Raw genomic sequence first — 16,670 nt, 5'->3', positions numbered from 1 at the left:
TTAAACGAGTTTTTCAATTAATTTAGAAAATGGACCTGTCCATTTTCTAAACTACTGATTTGCGCTAACGCTTCCAATTGAATATCATGTGCGGTAATGATTTTGCGTCCCTTTTGAAAAGTTTTTTCAATCACAATGCCAATTCCTTGTACTGAAATATCTGCGTCTTCTGCGATGGAGAGTAGCCCCTCAACAGCTTGTCCGTTTGCTAAGAAATCATCAATGATTAATACCGAATCATTTGGTGAAACAAAACGTTTGGCAATTGAAATCTTATTGGTGGTTTGCTTTGTATAAGAATACACATCCGCAGTATATAAATTATCTGTCAGTGTTAAACTTTTATGTTTACGCGCAAAAATGACAGGAACGTGCATCGCTAACCCAGTCATGACTGCTGGTGCAATTCCTGAAGATTCCACGGTCAAAATTTTGGTAATGGGCTTGTCAGCAAACCGTTTGGCAAATTCCTTCCCCACTGCAAACATCAATTCAGGATCAACTTGATGATTTAAAAAGCTATCAACTTTCAAAACGTTGTGTGGTAAAACAATTCCTTCCTGGCGAATACGATCTTCTAATAGTTTCAAACTAGTACCTCCTAATTATTTTTATTGTTGGTCATATTTTTGTAACTGATAAGTCTGAATTAGACTTATCAGTTTTTGGGAATAATCTGGGTCCGTGGCATAACCGTCCTCGTACAGGGCTTTAGCCGCCGTTTGATAATCTTTGGCACTTAACACACTGCGATACTGGTTTTTATTCCAATTGGTGCCATTGACAAATAGCAACGTGTGATCACGAACGGATTCTTGCCAATTGTTATAAACACGAAAACGTGCTGTCACCGTCACCCATTTTCCGTTCACGAATTCCTGCGTTTTCATTTCCTTAGTTGTCTGATAAATGGTGCCTTTAATTCCAAAGTAGTTATTGTAAGACTTGGAAAGCTGACTAGTGCCCCAATCTGACTCTAAGATAGCTTGTGCAATCGTAATACTTGGTAAAATGCCGTACTGTTTATGCATTTTCTGCGCATATGGCGCAATGGTACGGATAAATTGTTGATGATTTGCAGTACTCAAATCACTGGTCGTCGAATTTGTCGTGGTCGTTGTTAACCTTGGCACCAATTGTGCAACCAAAACAATCAGCATCCCCACTATAAGCATCACCGAAATAACACCTGACAATTGCAGCTTGCCCCGTTTAAATAACAGATTATTTTTTCGTCGTTTTCGCTTTTTTGCCAAATTCATCCATCTTTCTGCTTAAATGTGACGTTCAATAAATATTTAGGCGAATCGTTGTTGACCAATTTTAGTATATTTCAACAATGGCGTTGCGATCAATGGTACCAAAATAGCAGCTGCGACTGCTTCAGGAATCCCATTTGTGGCAGCAACCAACAAAATATAAGGCGTCAGTGCCGAAAAATTTATTGCGGACAAAACTGCTGAGCCATTACCAAAAAATAACGCAATACCACCTAAAACTAACACTGTATTGGTGAGTGCACCAACAATCCCACTAACTAATAAGGGTAACCCTAATTTAGTTTTGTCTTTTGCCAATTTGGTAAACAACCATCCTGCAATCAAACCAATCAAAATTCGCGGCAACACTGAAATTAGTGGATTGACCATAACGATATTTCCTAAAGCACTGGAAGTCACCGTCAAAGCTCGGATCCAATCCACGATTCCCCAGACACCACCGACAATTGCCCCATCAACCGGTCCTAACACGACCGCTGCAATGATCACCGTGATGTGAATCGTGGTCACGCTTAGTGGTCCAATTGGTAAATACCCAATCATTGGGACATAATTTTGTAAAATAATAATGGCCGCGAATAATCCTAAAATACTCACACGGCCAGCAACACGTCTTTTCCCCATTTTAATCCCTCACAAAACTAAAAAGCCGTTTAATTTCTTAATTGTTAGAAAACATTATATCATGAAACCAGCGAGAAATTTAATTTTAAGCGACTTTATAAGGAGATGTTAAGCTTTGGAAAAACTTTTAGTTTTATCCACCAATCCAGACTTAGACATAACGGCATATCAACAACTAAATGTCCAAGTTTTTACAGCGCAATCCATTCAGCCTAAAGATTACGCACAAATCACGATCATGCTGGGATGGCAACCAGATCTCTCAACGGCTGTCTTGGAAAGCCCCAACAGTGCACTCAAATGGGTACAAACACTCAGTGCCGGTGTAGACTATTTGCCCTTAGCAAAATTGCAAGCCCATCATATCTTAGTGACTAACATGAGTGGCATTCATGCGGTTCCCATTTCACAGACAGTTATCTTGTATGCCCTGTACTTCATGCGTGACTTTCCAATTCTTCTAGACAACGCACGCCAGGCTACTTGGACACCACGGCCAGCTCTTACTAATGCCTTAACTTTGGAAGGAACAACCTGGACTATTTTTGGGACTGGTCATATTGGCAGTGAATTAGCTCGTCTCCTGCAGGCTTTTCATGTTAAAGTCAATGGCGTCAATCGAACTGGTCATCCCGTAGCTAATTTTGAACACACTTTTGCGCAAGCCGATTGGCAACAGGCCGTGGCTTCGACAGATGTGATTGTCAATGTCATGCCGCTCACTAATGAGACAACCCATTTTTATAACCAAGCGTTTTTTGACTATTTGCAAAACCTCTATCTCTTCGTCAATGTGGGTCGCGGGAAATCTGTTGACACCTCAGCGCTAGTTGAGGCACTCCATACCCACCACGTACAACATGCGGCGCTTGACGTTTTTGAACAAGAACCACTTGCACCAGATAATCCGCTGTGGCAGCTGTCAAATGTCATACTGACGCCTCATTATTCACCACAAATGAAACACCTAGGTCGCGCTCAGCACAAACTCTTTTTAGGAAACCTCCAAAAGTTTTTAAAACAGGATACGTCCTTGAAAAATCAAGTCGATCTCACTAAAGGATACTAACCATCTGTAAAACCAAAAATCCCTCAAGCTTAGCCAATCAGCCAAACTTGAGGGATTTTTCAATATTTTTTTATTAAAGTTTTTCTTCACGACGTGCCACACTGTGTGAAAATCCGTAACTAAAATACAAAATCAAACCAATAACCAGCCAAATACCAAACATTTCCCAAGTAAATGCAGCCAACTGCAACATCAGATAGCCACAAGCTAAGAACGACAAAATGGGAATAACTGGATAGAGCGGAACTTCAAACGACTTTGGTAAATTACGAAATTTGCGATCTTTACGTAGAAAAACAACGCCCAAGGACACCATTGCAAACGCAAAAAGGGTTCCGATGTTAACCAGCTCTGCAATTTTGCTTAACGGGATGATACCAGCAAAAATACTAGCAATCAATCCAAACACCCATGTATTGATGACTGGCACATGTGTTTTAGGATTTAATTTATGTAACACCTTTGGTAACAGACCATCTCGACTAATCGCAAAGATCAGGCGTGTGCCACCATACGACATCACAATTAGAACCGTGGTCATTCCCACAACGGCCCCTAATGACACAATGCCCGCAACCCAATTTTGTTTAATAAGGTGCAACGCTAAGGCGACTGGATCCGCCACATTTAACTTCGTGTAGTGCACCACGCCAACTAATACCACTGATAGTGAAATATAAAGCACGGAAGCTACGATCAATGAAGACACAATCCCGATTGGCATGTCTCTTTTGGGATTTTTAACTTCTTCGGAAGCAGTTGAGACCGCATCAAAGCCAATATAGGCATAGAAAGCCACAGCAGCGCCTCTAATGACTCCTTTGAAGCCAAAAGGTAAGATTGGGTTATAGTTAGTTGGACGAACGTAAAACGCTGCGACAAGGATAAAAAGCAAAATGACCGAAATTTTGAGAATGACCATCACAGCATTAACCTTAGCGGATTCTCGAACGCCTTGTACCAGCAGATAGGCAATAATCATGGTGATCGCAAAAGCAGGTAAATCAAAAATGGCATGTGGACTACCGGAAGTCCCATAAGCGGCCCGAAAGATTTCAGGAAGGTGAAGATGAAAACCAGCCAAAATATTTTGAAAGTAAGCTGACCAACTCACTGCAACCGACGAAACGGCGAATAAGTACTCCGAAATGAGTGACCATCCAAGAATCCAGGCTAAAAGTTCGCCAAACACCGTATAAATGTACGTATAGGCACTGCCTGCTAACGGAATGGTTGACGAAAATTCCGAATAACAAAGTGCGGCTAATGAGCAAACCACGGCCGCCAATAAATATGACAACCAAACGCCTGGTCCACTATACATAGCGGCAATAATCCCGGGTGTGATAAAAATTCCTGCACCGACAATCGCCCCAACACCCATTGTGGTTAAACTGAACGCCGTTAACGACTTCTCTAATCCTGTTTTTTTAAACATATCTGTGTTCACTTCTTTACGAACAAACAAATCCGCAAGCTTTTTATTTTTTGGCATAGTTCAACTCCTAAAATTATGGGTTATTCATTAGATATAATGATTAATTCTAATCAACATTTAAGAACATGTCAATTTTTGTCCGCATGCGTTTATTTAAAAAAATAACTAGCAACGCCGTTACCACACTTCTTCCGACATTTAATTTTCCAGAGTTTGATTAATTTCTTCTAACCAACTGCGGTATCCTTTTTCTCGTTCAATGGCATGACGTAGAACCAACGAATGGCCAAAATTTGCCTGAACTTCTTTGTCAGTAGGAAATTTAGCTTTAAATTGAGCTTGTAACTGTGCCAGTTTAGCATTATGGTATTTTTCTTGCTCACTAATCATGGTGCTCAACAAGGGAGAACGGGCATCATTAATAAAATAGAGTTTCAAAATAAATTCATCATGTGCCCCACCCATTTCAGATGGCGACTTTAACCAATCTTCGAAACTTTGTTGACCCAAAGCTGTTAGAAAATAAGTCTTCTTCTCTAATTTTTCCCCCACAGTATCAAGTTCGTGGTCAATTAAGCTAGCTTGCTCCATCCGCTTCAATAATGGATAAATTTGGCTGTGATTGGCATTCCAAAACTCACCAATATCAGAGTCAAAGGACTTTGCCAAATCATAACCCGTTTGTTTTTTTTCTTTTAGTAACCCTAATAAAATATATTTTAAACGATTTTTTTGCGCCATGATGACTTCTCCCTTGACGATTTAATAAAAGTATTGTAACATGATCTAGTCAATTAAAACATGTAAATAAATACATGTTTTAATTGACCTATAAATATTTGCAGGAGGAATTACTTATGACAAAAGAATTTAAAACACTTGACGACTTTTTAGGAACGCACTTTATTTACACATACGATAACGGTTGGGAATACGAATGGTACGCCAAGAATGATCATACTGTTGACTACCGTATTCATGGCGGTATGGTCGCTGGCCGCTGGGTAAAGGATCAAGAAGCTAACATTGTTATGTTAGTTCCCGGTATTTATAAGGTAGCTTGGACAGAACCAACTGGCACTGATGTGGCTTTGGACTTTGTCCCTAATGAAAAGAAGCTAAACGGTACCATTTTCTTTCCACGTTGGGTCCAAGAACATCCCGAAATTACAGTCACTTACCAAAATGACCACATTGATCTCATGGAAGCTTCTCGAGAAAAATACGAAACTTACCCTAAGTTAGTGGTCCCAGAATTTGCCAACATTACTTACATGGGTGATGCCGGTCAGAATAATGAAGATGTCATTAGTGAAGCCCCTTATCCTGAACTTCCTGACGAAATTCGTGCCGGTAAGTACTTCGATGAAAACTATCACCGAATCAACAAATAAGCTTCTCTTTGTAAAGGACACGCAGCCATCAAACGCTTGCGTGCCTTTTTTTAGTACAAAAAAATACCTCTTCGCAACGAAGAGGTATTTGAAACATTGATTGCATATTAACGTTTTGAGAATTGGCCAGCTTTACGAGCCTTTTTAAGACCATATTTCTTACGTTCCTTCATACGAGGGTCACGAGTTAAGAGACCTGCACGTTTCAAAGGAATACGGAAATCAGGATCTACATCAAGTAATGCACGGGCAATTCCATGGCGAATAGCGCCAGATTGTCCGGAGAAACCACCACCATTAACATTTACAAGAACATCGTAAGTGCCAGTTGTTTCAGTTACTTCAAATGGTTGAATAACCACTTGGCGTAAGTTAGCAAATGGAATGTAGTCTTCGATTGCTTTGTCATTTACAGTAATTTTTCCTGTGCCGGGTACAAGACGTACACGAGCAACAGAGTTTTTACGACGGCCAGTGCCGCGATATTGTGCTTCTGCCAAAATTCGTTTCCTCCTTAAATTAAGTTAGTGATGTCAAGCTTTTCAGGTTGTTGAGCTTGGTGATCATGTTCTGAGCCAGCATAGACATGTAATTTGAGTCCCATTTTATGACCCAGTGAATTATGAGGAAGCATTCCCTTAACTGAAGTCTCAATTAATTTTTCAGGAGTCTTATCACGCATTTCACCAGCAGTCTTAGCTTTTAAGCCACCTGGATGATTGGAATGATGATAGTAAATTTTACGTGTCGCTTTACGACCAGTTAATTTGACGTTTGCTGCATTCACAACGATTACAAAGTCACCTGTATCAACGTTTGGTGTGAATGTTGGTTTGTTTTTACCACGTAAGATAGCTGCTACTGTACTTGATAAACGTCCCAAAGGAACATCAGTGGCATCTACCACGTACCATTTGCGATCTACTTCGCCTGGTTTTGCTAAATATGTTGTACGCACTTGTATTTCCTCCAATTTCTGTTTTGTTTAACTCAACTTTAATAAGTTTCCGGGGCCTATTTGTGGAGGTAAACAATACCATGTTCAATTCTACTAATTACCGCCACTAAAGTCAATCCTCATTTTTCAAATTCTTCTGGATAATAGACCTTTTTTAGATACAGGCCACTTGCGGGTGCTGTTTGTCTTGCCTCGTTGCGATCCTTTGCCTGAATCAATCTTTGAATATCGTGAACTGGGCGTTTCTTACTCCCAATTTCAATTAAAACGGCAACCATAATTCGCACCATGTTATAAAGAAAACCACTACCATAAAATTCAAAAATGACTTCATTTTGTTTCTCGTCAAATTTGGCAGTTGCTTCAAAAATTTCACGAATGTTAGTCTTCGTGTGACCGCCTGCTGCACAAAAAGTTGAAAAATCATGTTTGCCAATCAAATCAGGCAATGCTGCTTGAATACGTTCGACATCTAAGGGAAACTTCCAATGTCCTGTATAATTTCGTTTAAACGGATCGACAAATTCTCCTAACGCGAGACGATACTGATAGCGTTTCCCCTGTGTGCCATATCGCGCATGAAATTCTGCGGGCACATGACGTACTTCTAGAACTTCTACATCAAGTGGCAAAATGCTGTTTAACGCATGCAACATGGCATTTTCTGACAAGTTAAACGGAATATCAAAATGCACAACTTGTCCTAAGGCGTGTACCCCAGCATCCGTTCTGCCTGAACCATAAACCTTTATGATCTTTACAGGATTCTTAGCAATCTTGTTTACCGCTCGCTGCAAAACGCCCTCGACAGTGCGTTGCTTGGGTTGCTTTTGAAAACCTGCAAAATGAGTGCCATCATAAGCAATGGTTATTTTATAACGATACATAAAATCCTCCTAAAGAAATCGGATAGCGAGGACGATAACCGCCATCAATAAATAGACGAGTGTCGCAATACTATCTCTGATTCCCCATTTTAATAAACGATACTTTGTACGACCATTGCCACCTTGGTACCCACGTGCTTCCATTGCAGTGGCTAAATCTTCCGCCCGGTTAAAGGCACTGACAAATAAAGGAATTAAGATAGGAATAATTTTTTTAATACGTGTAAAAAGATTTCCCGTACCAAAATCGACTCCCCGAGCCCGCTGCGCATTCATAATTGTCTCTGTCTCGTCCATCAAGGTCGGGACAAACCGCAGCGCAATGGACAGCATCAAAGCCACTTCATAAACCGGAAAATGTAATTTAGTCAACGGTCGCAGTAACGATTCTATCGCGTCTGAAAGTTGAATGGGCGACGTGGACAACGTTAACAATGTCGAAATCAGGATAATGAGCGTAAACCGTACAAAAATATAGGCGGCATTCAAAATCCCCAAACTCGTAATAGAAAATATGCCCCAGTGCCAGTACATTTGCCCACCAGTTCCAAAGAAAATCTGAATCACCATCGTAAAGACAATAATCCAAATGAGCGGCATAACACCTTCAACAAAAAGCTTTGGTTTTATTTTAGAAGCCCAGATACTTAAAAGGGCCACAATTGCCATCAGGGCATATATCCACCAATTATTCGCAAAAAAGATAATGATCACATACAAAAAACTCAAAACTAACTTTGCACGTGGATCCATGCGGTGCACAAATGACTCTTGGGGAATATAGCGACCAAATAATAGCTTATTCATTGCGTTTCCCCCTTGCTTTGAACATATCAGCAATGTCATCAGCAAGTTCGGCTTCCGTCAGTGGTAACTGGTCAAAAAGGAAACCTCTTTTTTGCATCTCAAATGCAAATTCTGTACTGGCTGGAACGTCCAGTTGTTTATCTCGCAGCCATTTCACATCGGCAAAGACGTATCTTGGCGTCCCTTCTTTGACAATCTTTCCGTGTTCCATCACAATGACTTGATCCGCATAGTTTGCCACATCCTCCATTTGATGGGTAACTAACACAATGGTCAAATGTTCACGCTTCTGTAACTCTGCAAAAAGGTGCATCATTTCTTGACGCCCTTTAGGATCCAATCCCGCAGTTGGTTCATCCAAAACTAAAACCTCTGGTTGCAAAGCTAAAACACCAGCAATGGCGACACGCCGCATTTGCCCACCAGACAGCTCAAAAGGTGATCGGTTTAAAATGTCTTCTGGAAGTTTGACGAGTTTTAACATCTGACGTGCAATCTGGGCTGCTTGTTCCGGTGAGCTACCAAAGTTTTCCGGTCCAAAGGCAATATCTTTTTCCACCGTGTCTGCAAACAGTTGTTTTTCAGGAAACTGAAAAACAATCCCAACTCGCTTCCGTAGAAGCCGCAAATGTTTGTTACTTGTTTCATGCGTAATAGCTGTGTCACCAATCAAAACGGTGCCAGAAGTCGGCTTCAGTAAAGCATCTAAATGCTGTAAAAATGTCGACTTCCCACTACCAGTATGGCCAATTAACGCGGTAAACGACTCGTCTTTAATCTGCGTCGTTATTTTTTGCAAAGCCTGAAATTCAAATGGCGTATCCGGCTGGTAAATGTAGCTTACTTCTTTAAAAGTGATTGCCATAACCAAGTCACCATTCCTTCCTCATTAAAATAGGTTTCAGGCACTGTAATTTGCCGTTGCATCAAAGCTTGCTTTAAACGCTGGGGATAAGGCACATCTAATCCCAATTTTTTAAGCACTTCACTTTTTGCATAGATTCTGTCTGGCGTGCCTGTTTCCACAATCTGCCCATCATTTAACACAATGATTTGGTCAGCACCAGTAGTTTCGTCCATTTCATGAGTAATCGATAGCACCGTGATCCCCAAGCGCTCCCGGAGCCGTTTTATGACGTCTAAGATCTCGCGACGTCCAATGGGATCTAACATACTCGTAGCTTCATCTAGAATAATGATTTTAGGCTGCATCGCAATCACACCTGCCAGTGCCACGCGCTGTTTTTGACCACCAGACAGTTGCTCCGGCTGCTTTTTTCGAAAATCATTCATTTGAACCTGTTCCAAAGCTTCCGTCACTCTCATCATCATTTCTTCATGAGGAACCGCTAAATTTTCCAAGCCAAACGCGACATCATCTTCCACTGTTGATCCCACAAACTGATTATCAGGATTTTGGAAGATCATGCCAATTCGACTACGAACTTGCCACAAATTTTCCTCAGTGAGTGCAATACCGTCAACCCAAATATGGCCTTCTTTGAAATCTAGTAAGCCGTCAATTGCATGAGCCAAAGTACTTTTGCCACTACCATTATGACCCACAATTGCCACCCAGCTGCCTTCAGGAATCGAAAAGGAAACGTCTTTAAGTGCAGCTGGTGTATCTGGTGAATAGGCATAAGTTAAATTAGTAACTTTGATTACATTGTTCATCGTAAACATTCCTTCGACTTTTTTTATATTTTACCACATCAAAAACATGCTCCCTAGTATACTTCTCTTTTTATGTAAGCACAAAAAAATCACTGAAAAGCAGTGATAGTTAATAGAAACTATTAACCGTGGGCTAGACTCGGAATGGACTTCCAACATCATTACACCCTACCACAACTTTTAGTGATAAATTTGTTAAATCAAAAATTCTAAATTATGTTTGAAGCTTTAGTCAACAAACTCCAAGATAACCATTGGTGCAGCGTCTCCGCGACGAGGCATAGTCTTAAGAATTCGTGTATAACCACCCTTACGATCAGCGTAACGAGTTGCTAAATCACCGAATACTTTCTGAAGAGCTGAGGTAACTTTAACATCGTCACCATCTTCAGTAACATCAGCCACAACATTACGAAGAAAAGCAGCAGCTTGACGACGTGCGTGTAAGTCGCCACGTTTACCTAATGTGATCATTTTTTCGGTAGTTGATCGTACTTCTTTAGCGCGTGCTTCAGTTGTGACAATTTTTTCATTAACAATTAAGTTAGTAGTTAAGTCACGAAGCAAAGCCTTGCGTTGTGAACTTGTACGACCTAATTTACGATAGCCCATGAATGGAAACCCTCCTTATAATTAGTCTTCATTACGTAATGAAAGTCCAAGATCAGACAATTTAACTTTAACCTCTTCAAGAGATTTACGGCCTAGATTTCTAACTTTCATCATTTGTGCTTCAGTTTTGTCAGTTAATTCCTGAACAGTATTGATTCCAGCACGTTTCAAACAATTGTATGAACGAACTGATAAATCAAGCTCTTCAATGGACATTTCCAACATTTTTTCTTTATGTGTTTCTTCCTTTTCGACCATGATCTCAGCCTCTTGAGCTTCATCTGTCAAATTAACAAATAAAGCCAAGTGTTCAGTTAAGATCTTAGCTGAAAGACTGGTAGCTTCACTCGGACTAATTGAACCATCTGTCCAAACATCCAATGTGAGCTTATCATAGTCATCCCGCTGACCAACACGTGTATTTTCAACCTGATAGTTGACACGCTCGATTGGGGTATAAATGGAATCGATTGGAAGAACACCAATTGGCATATCATCCTTGCGAGCCTTATTTTCATCAGCCGAAACATAACCACGACCAGTATCAGCTGTTAACACGGCATGAAAGGTAACGCCATCAGCAACGGTACAAATATACTGATCCGGATTTAGGATCTCGACATCACTGTCGCCTTGGATGTCACCAGCAGTGACTGTTGCTGGTCCCTTAACATTAATCTCTAAAGATTTCTCTTCATCATTTTCAATCTTCAAAGAAACCTTTTTAATGTTCAAGATGATTTGTGTGACATCTTCAACCACGCCTTCAATCGTTGAAAACTCATGAAGAACGCCATCAATTTGAATGCTTGTAACCGCTGCACCCGGCAATGACGACAACAAAATACGGCGTAAAGAGTTACCTAAAGTTGTGCCATAGCCACGTTCAAGTGGTTCGACGACAAACTTGCCGTAATTTTCATTCTCATCAATTTTATGAATGTTTGGTTTTTCAAATTCGATCATTCTAATCTTTACCCCTTTCAAAACGCGTTGTGCATATTAACTTTGAATGCATCCTGAAGTTAGCCCTCAAAAAAATTGACGCACTATACACGACGGCGCTTTGGAGGACGAGAACCATTATGAGGAACTGGTGTTACATCGCGAATAGCAGTAACTTCTAATCCAGTAGATTGAAGTGCACGAATAGCAGCTTCACGACCAGAACCAGGACCCTTAACAGCAACTTCAACGGATTTCATTCCATGTTCCATTGCTGCTTTTGCTGCAGCTTCAGAAGCCATTTGAGCAGCAAATGGAGTCGACTTACGACTACCTTTAAATCCAAGTGAACCTGCTGATGACCATGCCACAGCATTTCCTTGAGGATCTGTAATCATAACTAATGTATTGTTAAAAGTTGAGTGAATATGTGCCACACCAGCTTCAATATTCTTTCTTACTCGACGTTTACGAGAAGTCTTTCTGGTTGCCAATATGCTAGCCTCCTTTATTTATTATTTCTTTCTTCCGGCGATTGAAACTTTTTTGCCTTTACGAGTACGTGCATTGTTCTTTGTGTTTTGTCCACGAACAGGCAAACCACGACGATGACGCATGCCACGATATGAACCAATCTCTTGGAGACGTTTGATATCAAGACTTACGGAACGACGAAGGTCACCTTCAACACGGTAGTTATCTACTTGTGCACGGACTTTATCTTCATCATCTGCAGAAAGGTCACGAACACGGACATCTTCAGAGACGCCAGCATCCTTCAAAATCTTTTTAGCAGTAGTATTTCCGATACCAAAAATGTATGTTAAACCAATCACGATTCGCTTATCACGTGGTAAATCAACACCTGCAATACGAGCCATTAAATTTCACCTCCAGCTTAATTATTTTCCTTGACGCTGTTTATGTTTTGGATTTGCTGAGCAAATAACCATAACGCGTCCCTTACGTTTAATTACTTTACAATGTTCACACATTGGTTTTACTGATGGACGTACTTTCATGAATATTCCTCCTAAAACGTTAAAACTTATCTGAAACGATAGGTAATACGACCCTTGGTGAGATCATATGGCGACATTTCGACAGTTACCCTATCTCCCGGAAGAATCCGAATATAATGCATACGAATCTTACCAGAAACGTGTGCCAATATTTCATGACCGTTTTCGAGTTCTACTTTAAACATCGCATTTGGTAAAGTTTCTTTTACCTTACCTTCAATTTCAATGACATTATCTTTTGCCACTAAATGTGCCTCCCATTTCACTGTTCTTTTCTTTACAAACTCATTTCGTTCAGTGCTTACCGTATCAAAGTACTATAAGCTAAACCTGAACAAGTTTACCATAAGGTAATTTCATTTGCAAATAAACGAAATTAACCGGTAATAATGAACAGGCAACCATTAAATAGCTCGTAACACCTTTTGAATTTCCTTATATACATCGTTGATATCTTGATCACCATTAACCGTATATAATAATTTCTTTTCATTATAAAAATCAATTAAAGGTGTGTTCAACTTTGTATTAACTGCGATACGATTTTTAACGGTTTCAGGCTTATCATCTTCACGTTGATAAAATTCATGGTGTCCACAAACATCACAAGTACCTTCAACCTTTGGTGGGTTATACAACTTGTGGTAGGTTGCCCCACAGTTTTTACAAATGAAACGACCTGATAAACGTTCAACCAAAACAGCTGGATCAACATGAATATTAATCACTGCATTGATTGATTTGTCTAACTTGGTGGTCATTGTCTCTAAAGCATGCGCTTGATCGATATTTCGGGGATAACCATCCAGCATAAAACCGGCATTCGTATCATCCTCAGAAAGTCGTTCTTCAACAATACCATCTGTAACAGAATCAGGAACCAAGTTACCTTGGTCAATGTATTTCTTTGCTTCAATTCCCATTTCAGTGCCATTTTTCATTGCTGCTCGGAAAATATCACCGGTAGAAATATGAGGAATTTTGAATTCATCAACAATTTTTTGGGCTTGCGTTCCCTTACCAGCACCAGGTAATCCCATTAACACAAGATTAAGTGTTGTCATCATGTTTCCCTCCATATTATTTCACTTGTTCTGGATCTCTAATGAAGCCGACGTATTCACGTTTCATCATTAAGCCATCAATTTGACTAATGATTTCAATCGCAACACCAACAACAATCAACAAACTCGTTCCGCCCAAACCGATTGATTCATCCAAATTCCAGAAGTCTTGCGCTAATAACGGGATCAGAGAAACTAGTCCCAAAAATAGTGAACCGACAACTGATAAACGAATTAATAACTGAGACACATAACTCTGTGTTTCATGACCGGGCCAAACGCCAGGGATATAACTCCCTTGTTTTTGAAGATTTTCTGCTAACTTCTCTGGATTAACCTGAACAAAAGCATAGAAGAAGGTAAAGACAACAATCAAGAACGTGTAAAGAATGGCACCATCCGTTGTCTGCATGTTAAATACATCAGACAAAACTTGATACCAAGTATCTTGTGAGTGGTTATTCGCAAACGCCATCAAAATAGTTTGTGGTGTTGCAATGAACGAACTCGCAAAGATAACTGGAATAACACCAGCCACATTAACCTTTAGAGGTAAGTAACTACTGTCTGGCGCACCGGAAGCTCTTCTAGTGTACTGAATAGGTACCCGGCGACTAGCTTGTTGAACCCAAGTTACAAAGATGACGATAACCAAAACAATTATGATTAAAGCACCTACAAAGAGGAAGCTATTCAGCCAATCACTCTTCGCCACATCAACAAATTGTTCTTGATAAATTTGATAGATGCTTGTTGGTGTTCGCGCGATAATTCCCGCGAAGATCAGAATGGACACCCCGTTACCAAGCCCACGATCGGTGATCATATCACCCATCCAGGTTGCTAACATGGTTCCACCAGTTAAAATTAACCCAATTGTGACATAAGTCTGAACACTTGGATTTTCAACCAGATTCAAACTACTTAAAGCATTGAATCCGGCAGTAATCCCAACTGATTGCACAAACGCTAGAATGATTGTTAAGTAACGAGTCGCCTGATTTAATTTCCGACGCCCGACTTCACCTTGTTTGCTCCATTCAACAAACCGTGGCACAATGTCCATTTGTAATAACTGAATCACAATTTGAGCGGTGATGTATGGTGAAACTCCCATCGCAAAAATCGAATAGTTGGACAGGCCACCACCACTAAAGGTATTCAAGATGCCAACCAATCCAGAGGAAGCAACACTTTGTAATGCTTTGGCGTTAATCCCAGGAACTGTGATATACGCACCTAAACGATAAATAATCAAAACACCTAGGGTAAATAGAATTTTGTTTCTAATATCCTTTACTTTAAAAGCGTTTTTGATAGTCGATAGCATTAAATCACCTCAGTTTTGCCACCTGCAGCTTCAATTGCTTTTACTGCGCTTTCTGAGAATTTATTAGCTTTAACGGTCAAGCCCTTTGATAACTCACCGTTACCTAAAACTTTAACGCCGCTAAGTACTTTCTTAATTACGCCAGCTTTTAAAAGAACTTCTGGGGTAACTTCTGCACCTTCGTCGAAAATATTCAAGCTGTCAAGGTTAACAACAGCATATTCCTTGCGGTTAATGTTAGTAAATCCGCGTTTTGGAATTCGACGGTACAGAGGCATTTGCCCACCTTCAAAGCCCAAACGAACCTTTCCACGTGCCTTTTGGCCTTTTTGGCCACGGCCAGATGTCTTACCATTACCAGATGATGTTCCACGGCCAACACGATTACGTACTTTACGAGAACCAGCACTTGGTTTTAATTCATTTAACTTCATAAGTTTCGGCACCTCCTAACTAATTATAATTATTTAACTTCTTCAACTTCGATTAAATGGGCAATATGGAAAATTGCACCACGAGTCGCCTCATTGTTAGGTAAAACGACTGAGCTGTTAACCCGTCCCAAACCTAATTCTTTAACAATCTTGCGTTGCTTTGGGAGGCGATGTACTGCACTTTTAATAAGTGTAATCTTTAATTGAGCCATCATTTGTTCCTCCTTATTCAGCCAAGTGTTCTGCTGAAACCCCACGCAATGCAGCAATATCAGCAGCACTACGTAAGCCTTTCAGTCCTTCGAATGTTGCACGAATAACGTTAACAGGTGTGTTTGAACCTAAACGTTTACTTGTAACATCATCAACTCCTGCAAGTTCCATAACGGCACGAACAGCACCACCGGCTGCAACACCAGAACCTTCTTCAGCAGGCTTCAATAAAATACGGCCGCCACCAAACTCACCGATGATTTCGTGAGGGATGGTTGTGCCAATGATTGGTACTTCAATCAAGCTCTTAGTTGCAGTATCAACGGCTTTACGAATAGCTTCTGGTACTTCTTGAGCTTTACCAGTACCAAAACCAACGTGACCATTCTTATCGCCAACAACAACTAAAGCAGCAAAACGAAGACGACGTCCACCTTTTACAACCTTAGTAACACGATTGATGGAAACAACACGGTCTTCTAAGTCCAACTTTTCTGGATCGATATAATTCGACATGTACGGTATTCCCTCCTTATCTTAGAATTTAAGTCCGTTTTCACGAGCAGCTTCAGCTAAAGCTTGTACTCGTCCGTGGTATAAATAACCGCCACGATCAAAAACGACATTTTCAACTTTCTTTTCTGTTGCGCGCTTTGCAACTAAAGCACCAACAGAACTTGCTTGTTCAGTTTTTGTGTTTCCACTAACTTCACTGTCCAATGTTGAGGCACTTGCTAGCGTCACACCCGCTACGTCATCAATTACTTGAGCGTAGATGTTTTTGTTTGAACGATATACATTTAAGCGTGGGCACTCTGCAGTCCCAGAAATCTTATTACGAACACGTGTATGACGTCGTTGACGTGTTTTATTTTTATCTGGTTTTGAAATCACAATTTTCACCTCTAGAATATTC

25 protein-coding genes are annotated in these 16,670 nt (G+C 40.4%); 2 read left to right on the top strand and 23 right to left on the bottom strand.

Going from position 1 to position 16,670, the window contains the following annotated elements; all coding sequences use genetic code 11:
- Window positions 1–17 precede the first annotated feature (17 nt).
- Genes IV80_RS06490 through IV80_RS06480 form a run of 3 tightly spaced genes read right to left on the bottom strand, consistent with a single transcriptional unit; the run spans window position 18 to window position 1,904 of the window.
- Window positions 18–590, bottom strand: coding sequence for a xanthine phosphoribosyltransferase (locus IV80_RS06490; protein WP_057751245.1), 573 nt, complete (start codon window positions 588–590; stop codon window positions 18–20).
- A 21-nt stretch (window positions 591–611) separates the two neighbouring features.
- Window positions 612–1,256: a glycoside hydrolase family 73 protein gene (locus IV80_RS06485; RefSeq protein WP_057751424.1), complete on the bottom strand. Its 645-nt coding sequence runs from the start codon at window positions 1,254–1,256 to the stop codon at window positions 612–614.
- Window positions 1,257–1,298: 42 nt separating this feature from the next.
- Entirely contained in the window at window positions 1,299–1,904 is a 606-nt protein-coding gene (locus tag IV80_RS06480; protein WP_057751242.1) for an ECF transporter S component, read from the bottom strand.
- Window positions 1,905–2,019: 115 nt separating this feature from the next.
- Here IV80_RS06480 and IV80_RS06475 point away from each other — a divergent pair, with 115 nt between their 5' ends.
- Window positions 2,020–2,973: an NAD(P)-dependent oxidoreductase gene (locus IV80_RS06475; protein ID WP_057751239.1), complete on the top strand. Its 954-nt coding sequence runs from the start codon at window positions 2,020–2,022 to the stop codon at window positions 2,971–2,973.
- A 73-nt stretch (window positions 2,974–3,046) separates the two neighbouring features.
- On the opposite strand, the gene IV80_RS06470 is transcribed toward IV80_RS06475, so the two are convergent.
- The gene (locus IV80_RS06470) at window positions 3,047–4,468 is read right to left on the bottom strand and encodes an amino acid permease (protein ID WP_057751236.1); all 1,422 of its coding nucleotides are present in this window, start codon (window positions 4,466–4,468) and stop codon (window positions 3,047–3,049) included.
- A 141-nt stretch (window positions 4,469–4,609) separates the two neighbouring features.
- A complete protein-coding gene (locus tag IV80_RS06465; RefSeq protein WP_057751234.1) occupies window positions 4,610–5,152 on the bottom strand; it encodes a PadR family transcriptional regulator in 543 nt (180 codons plus the stop codon).
- Between the two features lie 116 nt (window positions 5,153–5,268).
- Between IV80_RS06465 and IV80_RS06460 the strand changes: the two genes are divergently transcribed.
- The gene (locus IV80_RS06460) at window positions 5,269–5,805 is read left to right on the top strand and encodes a phenolic acid decarboxylase (RefSeq protein WP_057751231.1); all 537 of its coding nucleotides are present in this window, start codon (window positions 5,269–5,271) and stop codon (window positions 5,803–5,805) included.
- Window positions 5,806–5,912: 107 nt separating this feature from the next.
- Here IV80_RS06460 and rpsI read toward each other — a convergent pair whose 3' ends face one another.
- From rpsI to rplR, 18 genes are all read right to left on the bottom strand, one after another.
- Window positions 5,913–6,305, bottom strand: a complete 393-nt coding sequence (rpsI, locus tag IV80_RS06455; RefSeq protein ID WP_057751229.1) for a 30S ribosomal protein S9 — start codon at window positions 6,303–6,305, stop codon at window positions 5,913–5,915.
- 14 nt (window positions 6,306–6,319) lie between these two features.
- Entirely contained in the window at window positions 6,320–6,763 is a 444-nt protein-coding gene (gene rplM, locus IV80_RS06450; RefSeq protein WP_057751225.1) for a 50S ribosomal protein L13, read from the bottom strand.
- 119 nt (window positions 6,764–6,882) lie between these two features.
- Window positions 6,883–7,650, bottom strand: coding sequence for a tRNA pseudouridine(38-40) synthase TruA (gene truA / locus IV80_RS06445; protein ID WP_057751223.1), 768 nt, complete (start codon window positions 7,648–7,650; stop codon window positions 6,883–6,885).
- Between the two features lie 9 nt (window positions 7,651–7,659).
- Window positions 7,660–8,457 (bottom strand): energy-coupling factor transporter transmembrane component T family protein, encoded by a 798-nt coding sequence (locus IV80_RS06440; protein WP_057751220.1) that lies wholly within the window; start codon window positions 8,455–8,457, stop codon window positions 7,660–7,662.
- A complete protein-coding gene (locus IV80_RS06435; protein WP_057751422.1) occupies window positions 8,450–9,322 on the bottom strand; it encodes an energy-coupling factor ABC transporter ATP-binding protein in 873 nt (290 codons plus the stop codon). Before IV80_RS06435 ends, IV80_RS06440 begins: the two co-directional genes overlap by 8 nt.
- On the bottom strand, window positions 9,298–10,134 hold the full coding sequence (locus IV80_RS06430) for an energy-coupling factor ABC transporter ATP-binding protein (RefSeq protein ID WP_057751217.1): 837 nt from the start codon (window positions 10,132–10,134) through the stop codon (window positions 9,298–9,300). The genes IV80_RS06435 and IV80_RS06430 overlap by 25 nt, the downstream gene beginning before the upstream one ends.
- A 228-nt stretch (window positions 10,135–10,362) precedes the next feature.
- Window positions 10,363–10,746 carry a 50S ribosomal protein L17 gene (gene rplQ, locus IV80_RS06425; protein ID WP_057751215.1) on the bottom strand — a complete coding sequence of 128 codons (384 nt, stop codon included), beginning with the start codon at window positions 10,744–10,746 and terminating at the stop codon, window positions 10,363–10,365.
- A 21-nt stretch (window positions 10,747–10,767) separates the two neighbouring features.
- Entirely contained in the window at window positions 10,768–11,712 is a 945-nt protein-coding gene (locus IV80_RS06420; protein WP_057751212.1) for a DNA-directed RNA polymerase subunit alpha, read from the bottom strand.
- Between the two features lie 83 nt (window positions 11,713–11,795).
- On the bottom strand, window positions 11,796–12,185 hold the full coding sequence (gene rpsK, locus IV80_RS06415) for a 30S ribosomal protein S11 (RefSeq protein WP_057751209.1): 390 nt from the start codon (window positions 12,183–12,185) through the stop codon (window positions 11,796–11,798).
- Between the two features lie 21 nt (window positions 12,186–12,206).
- Window positions 12,207–12,572 (bottom strand): 30S ribosomal protein S13, encoded by a 366-nt coding sequence (gene rpsM, locus IV80_RS06410; protein WP_057751206.1) that lies wholly within the window; start codon window positions 12,570–12,572, stop codon window positions 12,207–12,209.
- Window positions 12,573–12,593: 21 nt separating this feature from the next.
- Window positions 12,594–12,713: a 50S ribosomal protein L36 gene (gene rpmJ, locus IV80_RS06405; RefSeq protein ID WP_011668476.1), complete on the bottom strand. Its 120-nt coding sequence runs from the start codon at window positions 12,711–12,713 to the stop codon at window positions 12,594–12,596.
- A 26-nt stretch (window positions 12,714–12,739) separates the two neighbouring features.
- On the bottom strand, window positions 12,740–12,958 hold the full coding sequence (gene infA, locus IV80_RS06400; RefSeq protein WP_057751203.1) for a translation initiation factor IF-1: 219 nt from the start codon (window positions 12,956–12,958) through the stop codon (window positions 12,740–12,742).
- Window positions 12,959–13,117: 159 nt separating this feature from the next.
- Entirely contained in the window at window positions 13,118–13,777 is a 660-nt protein-coding gene (locus IV80_RS06395) for an adenylate kinase (protein WP_057751200.1), read from the bottom strand.
- Window positions 13,778–13,793: 16 nt separating this feature from the next.
- Window positions 13,794–15,107, bottom strand: a complete 1,314-nt coding sequence (gene secY, locus IV80_RS06390; protein WP_057751197.1) for a preprotein translocase subunit SecY — start codon at window positions 15,105–15,107, stop codon at window positions 13,794–13,796.
- Window positions 15,107–15,541, bottom strand: a complete 435-nt coding sequence (gene rplO, locus IV80_RS06385; RefSeq protein ID WP_057751194.1) for a 50S ribosomal protein L15 — start codon at window positions 15,539–15,541, stop codon at window positions 15,107–15,109. The genes secY and rplO overlap by 1 nt, the downstream gene beginning before the upstream one ends.
- A gap of 29 nt (window positions 15,542–15,570) precedes the next feature.
- Window positions 15,571–15,753: a 50S ribosomal protein L30 gene (rpmD, locus tag IV80_RS06380; protein WP_057751191.1), complete on the bottom strand. Its 183-nt coding sequence runs from the start codon at window positions 15,751–15,753 to the stop codon at window positions 15,571–15,573.
- A 13-nt stretch (window positions 15,754–15,766) separates the two neighbouring features.
- Window positions 15,767–16,270, bottom strand: coding sequence for a 30S ribosomal protein S5 (gene rpsE, locus IV80_RS06375; protein ID WP_057751188.1), 504 nt, complete (start codon window positions 16,268–16,270; stop codon window positions 15,767–15,769).
- A gap of 21 nt (window positions 16,271–16,291) precedes the next feature.
- On the bottom strand, window positions 16,292–16,657 hold the full coding sequence (gene rplR / locus IV80_RS06370) for a 50S ribosomal protein L18 (protein WP_057751186.1): 366 nt from the start codon (window positions 16,655–16,657) through the stop codon (window positions 16,292–16,294).
- Between the last annotated feature and the right edge of the window lie 13 nt (window positions 16,658–16,670).

Source organism: Pediococcus cellicola, from assembly GCF_001438655.1.
Taxonomy (GTDB): domain Bacteria; phylum Bacillota; class Bacilli; order Lactobacillales; family Lactobacillaceae; genus Pediococcus; species Pediococcus cellicola.
Note: the sequence above shows the minus strand (reverse complement) of the source record. Positions and strands in the feature narration are given on the sequence as shown.